The 10,501-nt window shown below is 39.6% G+C and carries 9 protein-coding genes; 2 read left to right on the top strand and 7 right to left on the bottom strand.

The features are described from left to right. Positions 1 to 713: 713 nt before the first annotated feature. Positions 714 to 884 carry an NblA/ycf18 family protein gene (locus G4P69_RS33480; protein WP_208354169.1) on the top strand — a complete coding sequence of 57 codons (171 nt, stop codon included), beginning with the start codon at positions 714 to 716 and terminating at the stop codon, positions 882 to 884. 254 nt (positions 885 to 1,138) lie between these two features. Here the strand turns inward: G4P69_RS33480 and G4P69_RS33475 are convergent, their stop codons facing one another. The 5 genes from G4P69_RS33475 to G4P69_RS33455 form a co-directional block, all read right to left on the bottom strand. Beyond that, entirely contained in the window at positions 1,139 to 1,420 is a 282-nt protein-coding gene (locus G4P69_RS33475) for a CpeR family transcriptional regulator (RefSeq protein WP_243903123.1), read from the bottom strand. Positions 1,421 to 1,778: 358 nt separating this feature from the next. Continuing rightward, on the bottom strand, positions 1,779 to 2,468 hold the full coding sequence (locus tag G4P69_RS33470; RefSeq protein WP_208344797.1) for an ankyrin repeat domain-containing protein: 690 nt from the start codon (positions 2,466 to 2,468) through the stop codon (positions 1,779 to 1,781). Next, positions 2,465 to 3,037: a globin family protein gene (locus tag G4P69_RS33465; protein WP_208344798.1), complete on the bottom strand. Its 573-nt coding sequence runs from the start codon at positions 3,035 to 3,037 to the stop codon at positions 2,465 to 2,467. Before G4P69_RS33465 ends, G4P69_RS33470 begins: the two co-directional genes overlap by 4 nt. 347 nt (positions 3,038 to 3,384) lie before the next feature. Continuing rightward, positions 3,385 to 4,032: a hypothetical protein gene (locus tag G4P69_RS33460; protein WP_208344799.1), complete on the bottom strand. Its 648-nt coding sequence runs from the start codon at positions 4,030 to 4,032 to the stop codon at positions 3,385 to 3,387. 108 nt (positions 4,033 to 4,140) lie between these two features. Beyond that, complete coding sequence (locus tag G4P69_RS33455) at positions 4,141 to 5,247, bottom strand: D-alanine--D-alanine ligase family protein (protein WP_208344800.1); 1,107 nt, start codon at positions 5,245 to 5,247, stop codon at positions 4,141 to 4,143. A gap of 97 nt (positions 5,248 to 5,344) precedes the next feature. On the opposite strand from G4P69_RS33455, the gene G4P69_RS33450 reads away from it, so the two are divergent. After that, the gene (locus G4P69_RS33450) at positions 5,345 to 7,945 is read left to right on the top strand and encodes a sensor histidine kinase (protein WP_208354165.1); all 2,601 of its coding nucleotides are present in this window, start codon (positions 5,345 to 5,347) and stop codon (positions 7,943 to 7,945) included. A 283-nt stretch (positions 7,946 to 8,228) separates the two neighbouring features. On the opposite strand, the gene G4P69_RS33445 is transcribed toward G4P69_RS33450, so the two are convergent. Continuing rightward, positions 8,229 to 9,530, bottom strand: coding sequence for an SLC5/6 family protein (locus G4P69_RS33445; protein ID WP_208344802.1), 1,302 nt, complete (start codon positions 9,528 to 9,530; stop codon positions 8,229 to 8,231). Between the two features lie 358 nt (positions 9,531 to 9,888). Then, positions 9,889 to 10,501 (bottom strand): tetratricopeptide repeat protein (locus G4P69_RS33440; RefSeq protein WP_208354157.1); only part of this gene is annotated, 613 nt, incomplete at its 5' end.

Below are 10,501 nucleotides of genomic sequence, written 5' to 3'. Positions count from 1 at the left end.
TTCAATTTTAGTTCTCTTTTGAGCGAAAACATAACTGAATCTACTCAAATTTCTCTATTCAAGCAACCATAACACAAATTTCTAGGTATTTCCAAGGAGCATCGCCATTGGCAATTAATTTAATTTTTTCTTCACATTTGCGTCGTCCATTGTGAGTTTACCTTCAGTTTAAGAGCGTCTCGAGGTAGAAGGTGATACACCAATTAATTTCCCGAATTCTGCTACCTTCCACAGCAACAAGTTATCTACACTAAAGAATTATAGGGAATTATAGCTAAGTTTTTGTAAATTTATAGGACTTACGCACTATACAAAATGAACATCATGTGTATTAACGGATAATAGTAGTTTCAGACCTGTAGGGGCGCTCATGCTTGCGCCCTTACAATGGAAGGAAACACCCTCATTTCTGGCCAAATTTTTCGTTGAGGCGCTATTAATTCCTACCGCATATGTAATGATTTCTGTCAATGCGTAAGTCCTAATTTAGTAAACCTCTTTTTAGCGTTGATATACAACTTTACAACGGCTAATAATTACCGTTCAACAAAAAGTCGAACATACTTAATTAAGCCGATTGTTAACTTTTGTTGCCACGATTACTCATCGCTTGACAAAGTTGACAGTTTGTCCATCCTTATGCTAGACTACCACTAACAAAAACCCCATTCTCATCTGTACTTATCGATTCCGCGAATCAGCAGGAGTTAATCATGGATTTCTCAATGGAACTCACCCTAGAGCAACAGTTTCGTCTACAAGCTTTAAAAGATCAAGTTCGCTCTCTAAGTCAAGAAGAGGCTCAAGAATTTTTGGTAGAAGTTTTACGACAAATGATGGTTAAGGATAATATGCTCAAACATTTGATCAAACAAGCTGCATAATATCAGAAATAAAAATTATGGTTGTCGCATCTCTATAGACTTTTGTACTGAGAATTAAGGGAACGCGGAAAAGAAATTTGCTGTAGAGACGTCATCACTTCGACGAAAAATAAACTATGCGATACAGTACTACTCCGCTAAGCCAAAATTGCTGGGTAGTACAACCAAGTTTAAGGGAGTAACCGTAGGCTACTCCCTCACAAATGTATTGCACTCAATTAAGAACACTCCTAACCCCTATAGGATATTTATTTTCAGTAAGAACGTTCATCAAACTTGGTGTGAAAAGCACCATGTTTTATCCAATACTGTTTTAAATTGTGATGGGGGGTATGTAAACTTGCTTTTGCTTGATATAAGATCACTTGGCGATGATCGCCTATCCAAACTTTGTTAACTGGCTCAACTGATATTAATGTTCCGCCTAAAGCAGTAACACATTCAGCAAATCTATCAATGGTAGTGGATTCTACGCTCTCGAATATAAAAAAGTTTCCTGAACAAATTAAATGACGAGTACGAATCCAAGATTGCATTTTTTTTTCAGCCTTTGGCGGCAACATTTTACTTCGGTTTTACTAAAACAGCATAAAAAAGAGTCGATAAATTTGTATTGCTTCCTTAGCTCCTGTGTTACCCAGCAAATTAAGGTGATTAAGCTGCTAAATATGGTATCGGAATTAGTGACTAATAGTCTCATAGTGACCCTCAGGAATAAAAAGCAAACAATCGTTTCTTCCTATCAAGTTTTAACTTAAAATAGCAGATTTGACGAATTTAATATAACGCAGATCCAGTTGCTATATTTTTTTTCCTGAAAAAGACTTTTTGAATAACAATGCAGTTAGATAGAGTTACAAAATTCTAACTGCACTTAACATTTCACAACTACTGTTAATCTTGGGCACCAGCTCGAATAAGTAATTCGACGGTTGCAGAGGAAACTGCTTTTCTTGCTTCCTTTAAAGCATTGCTACCCCAATAATTCTCTGCATTGACATCAGCACCATTCGCTAGTAGAGTTTCAACTATAGAAGCATAACCACGAGATGCCGCGCTCATCAATGGAGTCCAGCCGCCCAAGTTAGCAGTATTTACCTTTGCCCCATTGCGAATTAAGACTTCTACAGTTTCGTGGTGACCATTTTCTGCTGCTAAATATAAGGCTGTATCCCCTATATTGTTAGCTGCATTCACATTTATACCTCGGTCAATCAGGATCTGCACAAGATCGGTGTAGCCTTTACGAGCAATTGACATCAACACCGTCTCACTATAGTTATTTGTGCTATTAATATCAGCAGTTAGGGGAATTAAAACAGCAGTGATATCGCGATAATTTGATTCAGCAGCATACATCAAGGCTGTATAGTTAGCATCATTCTTTAAATTGACGTCTGCACCATGAGCCAGTAAAGTATTGACGATGTTAAGGTAACCTTCTGATGTCGCTACCATTAAAGCAGTGGTGTTTGCTCTACCCAGTCCATTGACGTTTGCGCCTTGAGCTATTAAGGAATCTACCTCATCACCATTACCTTTTAGGGAGGCTAAAATCAATTGTTCAGTTAAGGATTGATTCATTTTGCTTGGAAATTGGCCAGTTGGGTGATTAAATGGTCAAAATAAGGAGCAAGGTATTCTCGCTGACTTGACGAGTTCCACTGTTTCAAGCTAGCAGTCTTCATGGTTTCTAATCCTAAAATCATTGCATCTAAGGGCACTTGTAATTCCTGATACAACAAATTCATATAGTACAGCCCTGTAGAACTGGTATACTTATCACAGTGACCGGCAATTCCATAAGTGATACAGCGTAAAAAATGCCATAGATCTCGCCAGCAAGCTCCTGCTCTCTCAGGGGGAAAAAGACCTCCCCCTGGGTTGATAATATCAGGATAAGTCTCTAATATCTTCAATCTTGCTTCTTCAACTATCTCAGCTACATGATCGCCTAAGAATTTAGCTACAGGAATAAACTCTGAGGTATTTGGTGAGAGCGCTTCGATTTCCTGTAATTCCTCATCGGTGAGATAACGAAAAGCATCATCAGCAGCTTGGAAGATTGGGATTGTGGCTTTTGGGTATTCAGCAAAGCTGACTATTCTGGCTTTGGGAATTAATTCCTTAACTGTTTCACTTAATTGAGTCATCAATTTTACCGCAGGCTAAAATCTTGCTGAGTTATTTTTATGGTTGGTTTTTGGAGACAATATTTTTATGCATTATCAGAACCATATTCTCTCAGGTGCTTGTAATTTCTACCAATCTGTTAAATAAAGTTAGAAAACGATCTTTATTCTTCTGATGTCTGCGTTCATACTCTCCAACAGGAAGATCCAACAGCCCGAAAGTCAGTACAAATTCAAGGTGCGTTACGGCTTCGCAATCACTCACCCTACGATTCTGGCTCTATCAATGTTTGGACACATTTGTTGAACCCCCTAACACACCTTAATTGATTCTGAATCCTGGATTCTGATTTCTGAATTCTTCTTCCTCACTTCTTTTGTAAAATGTCAGACAAAGGATTTTCTTTACGAATATCCAGAATATTTGCCAGAGATTGCTTCCCTTTTTGGTGTTTTGGTTGTGGTGGTAGTACCCTGACTAAGGGCTTTGTTTTTGTCAAAGTTGCTGTAACAGGCGCTTGTGGTTGTAGTGGTAAAGGAACTTGCGCATTTTCTGGTGGAAGTGATTCTAAAGTTTGGGGATGGGGGGAGATCTTTACTGGATAACGATTTGTCTGTTTATGTGCTTTCCGAGATGAGGTTGGTCGATTTAAGAATCGTAAAATTATCAAACATCCACTTGCACAACTGAGGGCGATCGCCACCACCACCCATAAAGATATTGGATTGCTGTTGTCGGGTTGTGTGTTTGTTGGCTCGACAACTTCGGCTACGAGAGGTTCTTGTTCTTCTAGCTTTGTTTGTTCTACGACACCAACACTACTCAAGCTGTAAAAGGATAACGTACCAACACCGATAAAAACCCCCAACAAGGCGATCACAAACAGCCATGGGTAATTTCCCAGCAGATATATTAGAACATCCCCGATGGTTATCGGTTTGGATGTACCGTTTTCTACCTGTGATGTTGGCGTTTTTCCTTTATCGAGCTCCTGTACAGTCTGATTATTTTCCATGATTTTTTCAGATTTGTACCCCTGTAGTACTGAATTGTACTATAACAGTCACGATCATGTACCCTTAATCATATTTCTATACACAGTTTTTAATATTACATCACCGAGCTATTTCTGGGTTAGTCTAGAAGCTGAATGTCTTTCTATTGCAAGCTGAATCAACTGATCAACAAGTTCTGGAAACGAGATTCCACTATGCGCCCAGAGTTGAGGATACATACTTGTTGCAGTAAAACCGGGTATGGTGTTAATTTCGTTGAGCAACACTTCTCCTGTTGCTTCCACATAAAAGAAATCCACTCTCGCTAAACCCGCAGCGTCTATAGCCGTAAAAGCTTGCAAAGCCATTTCCTGAATGTTACGTTTTATATGATCTGGCACGGAGGCTGGAATGATTAAATCCGCTCTACCTTCTGTATACTTGGTTTCATAATCATAAAAATCGCTGTCATAAGTAATTTCACCCACAACAGACGCTTTCGGCTGATCGTTTCCTAACACAGCACACTCTAATTCCCGTGCTACAACTCCAGCTTCCACAACTATTCTGCGATCATAACTCGCTGCATTATCTAAAGCTGTTTCTAATTCGTCGCGCGATCGCACTTTAGCAATACCCACCGATGAACCCAAATTAGCTGGCTTAACAAAACATGGATAACCCAGGTTTGTTTCAATTTCATCACACAGTTTAGGAAAAACACAAGGATTCGACCAAATTTGGGAACGGTTCACGGCGATGTATTTTACCTGCGGCAATCCAGCTTGAGCAAATGCCATTTTCATGGCAATTTTGTCCATACCCATTGCTGAGCCCAAAACCCCAGAACCCACAAATGGGACTTGCATCAACGTGAGTAAGCCTTGAATTGTACCATCTTCTCCATTAGGTCCATGGAGAATCGGGAACCAAACATCTACTTGATTGATTCCAGAAGAGGATTCCCTAGAACTTTGGAGGTAAGATGTGAGTGGCTGAATTTCAGGAGTTGCATCAGGTGATGTTAGTAGAGGAATGCCAGAACCTAAAATCTTTTGGGGTATTTCCCCTGCTAAAGTACGTCCGTCTTTTTGAATATAGAAAGGTAGTGTGTCGTATTTATCGGCATTTTTCCCTGCACTCAAAGCTTGGGCGATCGCTTGTGCAGAACTTATTGAAACCTCATGCTCTCCGGAACAACCACCAAATAGCAAACCTACACGCAGCTTCGTCATCTGGAATACCTCTATTACTCCCTAATAAGCAATAGCGTATTATAACCTGCATGAATCATAAACTGTTCAATTCCTCAAATCCACGGGAATTATAAATTTGAAACTTTTATCATTAGCAGCTAATCAAATGTCACTAAATATGTACAAACATATTTTAGTAAAAAAATTTTTTACAGTTTTTTTACCATTCTCAGCTTTAGTTGGTGCTGTTTTAGGGGTTATCTACTATGGACAAATCCAGACTGAGAAATTCGCGTTGAAAATCAACGAAGTTCGGAAGGTAGAAACACAAGCTAAAGTTATGGCAGGAGATTTTAGCTCTGTTGTGTCGGATCTATTCGTTTTGTCTGAACAAACGGAACTCAAGGAAATCCTAAATGGAGCCAATGACAAAAAACAGCTAATAACTGAAGAATTTTTATTATTTTCTCAATATAAGAAACTTTATGACCAGATCCGCTTGTTGGATTATAGAGGTAAGGAAATTATCCGAATTAACTTCAATAATGGACAACCAATTATAGTACCTCAAAACCAATTGCAAATGAAAGTCAAACGTTACTGGTTTAAAGACACTCTGCAATTGAATAAGGGAGAAGTTTTTGTATCTCCCCTAGACTTGAACATTGAACACGATAAGATTGAAGTCCCGCTTAAACCAATGATCCGCTTTGGGACTCCTATATTCGACAAAAATGGACAAAAACGAGGCATTGTAATCTTAAACTATTTTGGTAGAAAATTACTTGATAATTTTTCTCAAATAACTTCAAGCCCTATTATGGTGAGTGAAGGGATGCTACTGAACGCAGACGGGTATTGGTTGAAGGGAACAAAATTAGAAGAGGAATGGGGATTTATGTTTCCTGAACGCCAAGAGCGTAGCTTTAGCAAAACTTTTACACAAGCATGGAAGCAGATTTCTCATAAAGAATCTGGACAATTTCAAACGGCTGAGGGATTATTTACATTCAAGACTATCTATCCACTTTTAGAAGGACAGAAATCTAGTAAGGGATCACCAAAAGCTTTTGCACCTAGTAAGGGTAAGCTTGATTACAAATCTTACTATTGGAAGATAGTTTCCCGAGTGCCGCCAGAAATATTGAGAGCAAATTCCGATAGATTTTTAGGTCACCTGATACTATTATATATGGGTTTTGTGGGAATCATTGCGATCGTCTCCTGGCTACTGGCAAGAGCAAGTTTTCATAATGAGATAGCAAAGGCAGAGTTAAGACAGTCTCAAGCTCAGTTACTAGATATGGCTGAGTGGGAAAACAAACTTAAAACTCTTTTAGCCAGCCAAATTCGTAATTCTCTGGATCTGAAAACGATTTTGCATACAGCTGTTGCTGAAGTTCGTGGATTGCTGCAACTTGATCGGTGTCAGTTCCTTTGGCATCGTACTGAGGGTGAGTTTAGTTGGTTTGAACAGAGTCACGAAGCTTGTAATCCTAATCTGTTAAGTCCCCTTGAGTATTATCCTCTTGAAAATGTTGACTTGTTGAATCAAGCAGTCCAAGAAAATCAGTTGTTAAGGATAAATGATATTGCTACAGATCCTCAACTAGATACTAAAGGTCGGGAATTATTGCTTAATATAGGGTTGAGATCTCTATTAGTAGTTGCAATTCGCACTCTTTCAGGTTCTCTAGGAGTTCTTCTGTGTGAATATAGCAGGGTAAGCCATGTTTGGGCAGATAATGAGGTGGAATTGATTCAAGGAGTCGCAGATCAATTGGCGATCGCTATTGATCAAGCACAATTGTACAGCCAAAGTCGTGCTGCAACAGAAGCCGCTACTGTTCAAGCACAAGAACTTCAAAAGACTTTACAAGAATTGCAGCACACACAAGCACAACTCATTCAGCATGAGAAAATGTCGTCACTTGGCCAAATGATAGCAGGGATTGCCCATGAAATTAACAACCCCGTCAACTTTATTCATGGTAATCTCGTTTACGCTAGCGAATATACCCAAGATTTACTAACAATATTGGGATTGTACCAACAACACTATCCTAATCCTGTGGTAGAAATCCAAGAGGCAATAGAAGAGTTTGACCTTGAGTTTCTTCAAAAAGACTTGATTAAGCTCCTAGAGTCCATGAATTTAGGGACAGAGCGCATTAAAGGTATTGTTAAATCTCTAAGAACTTTCTCCCGCTTTGACGAATCTGAATTTAAAGCCGCAGATATTCATGAAGGTATTGATAGTACATTGATGATTCTTAACAACCGTATTAAAGCAAAAGCTGAACGCCCAGCTATTGAACTATCTTTAAATTACGGCAATCTACCGTTAGTCGAGTGCTATCCTGGACAGTTAAATCAGGTATTTATGAATATTTTAGTTAATGCAATTGATGCTCTAGAAGAACGTGATCAAACAAGAACTTTTGAAAAAATTACAAAAAATCCAAGTGCTATTTATATTACTACAGAATTTCTTCAGCCCGAACAAATTGTAAGAATCAAAATTCGCGACAACGGTTGTGGAATACCAGAAGCAATAAAAAATCGTATCTTTGATCCTTTCTTCACTACTAAAGCAATTGGCAAAGGTACGGGTTTAGGTATGTCAATTTGTCATCAAATAGTTACAGAAAAACACAAAGGATCAATCTCGTGTTACTCAACACCAGAAGAAGGAACAGAGTTTTTAATTCAGATTCCTGTCAAGCAAAATCATTAAACAAGGAGTCAGGAGTAAGGAGTCAGAATTCAGAATCAAGAATATGGGGATTGAAGTTCCAAGATAAGCCCGCCTCTTGTACAGAATTCCTAAGTTACAGCAGTTTTCAAGTAATTAGACCACAGATGTAGGGGCGCAAGGCATTGCGCCCTTACAATAGGGCATAGTTCATTTAGGTGAGAATTGGTATAAGCCTGAAAATTAGATTAATGTAGGTTGGGTAGAGCGTCAGCGAAACCCAACATTTTTAGAATTTCGTTGGGCTTCAATCCGTTTTTTTGTCTTAAATTTCTTCTTTATTTGCGTCAAATGCAACCAAGTATTTCTCTATCACTTGACCAACCAATAAACTCAAAAGCCCAAACAAAACACCCATTCCCAAAATGTTCAACTCTGGACTACCAAAAATTGAAATACTAGGATTGATGAGAGTTAAAATCAGTGAAGACATAGCAGCTACACTGCCTACAATTAAAGATGACCTCACACTTGCCACAGAGAAAGTATAACCTCCTGTTTCAGCCATCAGATACGCGACAAAGGGAATAAACACCGCTCCAACATATGCAGAATAAAAAAATACAATTAGAGTGATAATCGTCCCCCCCTTTAAAGCAACGACTAAACTCAAAGAGGCGTTAACAACAACAACCAGAAATCGATTAAATTTGAATACAGGCAAAATATTAAAATCTAAGATAGTTTTGCTTTGCACCCGCAAGATACTGCTACCTACACCTATCGCCGGAAGTAATAAAGATCCGATCAGGAAAATACCCAAAGGTTTATCAGTTCCCCCACCAATCCACGACAAAATAAACGGGAGTGTTTCCTTACCATCAATATCAGGAGGCAAAATTCCCGCCTTGAGAGAAGCTATCACAATTGACGAAGGCAAAAAGGCGAGCAAAAACAGCGCAATTGCGGCTAACACACAGGCTTTATATAGAGTCTGTACATCCTTTGCCTGAACAATAAATTGCTGATACCTCATATCTAATATAATCAGCAAGATTGTTGATAGCGCTATACCTATCGTCGAAGGTAAACTCACTTGTTCCAGCGAACTCGTAAACTCTATGGGCGATCGCACATAATCAGGTAAACCGTGCAACATGCATAATCCATACACCAAAGCCAAGAAATTTACAACAAGCAATGCTCGAAATATCCAGCTAACTTTCTCCAGTGGTAGTAAGGAAACAAGCATAAACAAAATAGTCAAAACAAACATACTTTGTAGGGTAGGTATTCCCAAAACCTTAAGGATGAAGGCTCCAGAAATGATCTGGACAGCTTCAATTCCAATAAGTGATGACCAAGACATGAACCCTACTAGGACTTTTACTCCGCTACCGTAGCTCAAACCTAGCAATGTCCAGATTTGCTCTTGTTTTGTCCAATAAAACTTTGCAAGTCCTACAAGAGCGATAGTACCCAAGGCTAGACAGACAGCATAAAGGCTGCTAGCAAAACCTACAGTTAACGATTTCTCCGCCGTTCCCAAAAGGAAACCCAAGCCATAATGAGCGGAGACAAGGACGGTAGCTAGCGAGAACGCACCCAGTCTAGAATTTTGAGCCATATTAGGTTGAAAGTAGCGGGATGGAAATTAAAAAACTTATGCATAATCCTGCTTCACAAAGCAGAGACAAGTTTTATATTATCTTTTCTTCAGGAGCAGCAGTAAGCCAGCCAGCGATTTAAATCGCTGGCTGATAGCTAAAGTCCTCTTTAGAGGACTGAGCAAGGATTACAGTCCATTGAAATGGAATGTGCGCTATTAGCCCGGAACTTAAGTTCTGGGCGGGATATCGGGCTGATTCATCTGGGGTGCAAGATATCAGGTAGGGAGCAAGATGCTCCCACTACCTTCTTTTTTGCCAAATTGGAATGCTCCCCTTTCACTTTGAGAGCATTTTGAGTTTCGTGGGTAGATCTCCCTAAAATAGTAATACTTGAAACCGCTTATCTTCTCGAATGCTGTTGAAATCTGAGTTATTTTTTGCCATCTCTCGGTATTCAGGATTCAAGCTGATGGCTTGTTTCAAATTTTTAACTGCCAAATCAACATTTTCCTGCAAAGCATAATAGCAAGCTTTGTTGTACCAAGCTAGGTGGAAATCAGGTTTAATTTCAACTGCTTTGTCGTAGGATGAGATCGCATCTTCGTAGCGTCTTAACTCACCCAGCGCAATCCCCCGGTTGTTCCAAGCTTGGTGGTCATCCGGTTTAATTTCAACTGCTTTGTCGTAGGATGAGATCGCATCTTCGTTGCGTCTTAACTCACCCAGCGCAATCCCCCGGTTGTTCCAAGCTTGGTGGTAGTCTGGTTTAATTTCAACAGCTTTGTCGTAGGATGCGATCGCTTCTTCGTTGCGTCTTAACTCACCCAGCGCAAACCCCCGGTTGAACCAAGCTTGGTGGTAGTCTGGTTTAATTTCAACAGCTTTGTCGTAGGATGCGATCGCTTCTTCGTAGCGTCCCAACTGACGCAGCGCAAACCCCCGGTTGAACCAAGCTTGGTGGTCATCCGGTTTAATTTCAACAGCTTTG

The organism is Aetokthonos hydrillicola CCALA 1050 (assembly GCF_017591665.1).
Taxonomy (GTDB): domain Bacteria; phylum Cyanobacteriota; class Cyanobacteriia; order Cyanobacteriales; family Nostocaceae; genus Aetokthonos; species Aetokthonos hydrillicola.
The sequence above is the reverse complement of the archived record's forward strand: the minus strand, read 5'-3'. Positions and strand labels throughout refer to the sequence as shown.

What these genes read in the sequence shown, in the direction of transcription:
- G4P69_RS33480 (WP_208354169.1), top strand. Translation starts at nt 714, where the DNA reads ATGGATTTCTCAATGGAACTCACCCTAGAGCAACAGTTTCGTCTACAA.
- G4P69_RS33475 (WP_243903123.1), bottom strand. Translation starts at nt 1,420, where the DNA reads ATGCAATCTTGGATTCGTACTCGTCATTTAATTTGTTCAGGAAACTTT.
- G4P69_RS33470 (WP_208344797.1), bottom strand. Translation starts at nt 2,468, where the DNA reads ATGAATCAATCCTTAACTGAACAATTGATTTTAGCCTCCCTAAAAGGT.
- G4P69_RS33465 (WP_208344798.1), bottom strand. Translation starts at nt 3,037, where the DNA reads ATGACTCAATTAAGTGAAACAGTTAAGGAATTAATTCCCAAAGCCAGA.
- G4P69_RS33460 (WP_208344799.1), bottom strand. Translation starts at nt 4,032, where the DNA reads ATGGAAAATAATCAGACTGTACAGGAGCTCGATAAAGGAAAAACGCCA.
- G4P69_RS33455 (WP_208344800.1), bottom strand. Translation starts at nt 5,247, where the DNA reads ATGACGAAGCTGCGTGTAGGTTTGCTATTTGGTGGTTGTTCCGGAGAG.
- G4P69_RS33445 (WP_208344802.1), bottom strand. Translation starts at nt 9,530, where the DNA reads ATGGCTCAAAATTCTAGACTGGGTGCGTTCTCGCTAGCTACCGTCCTT.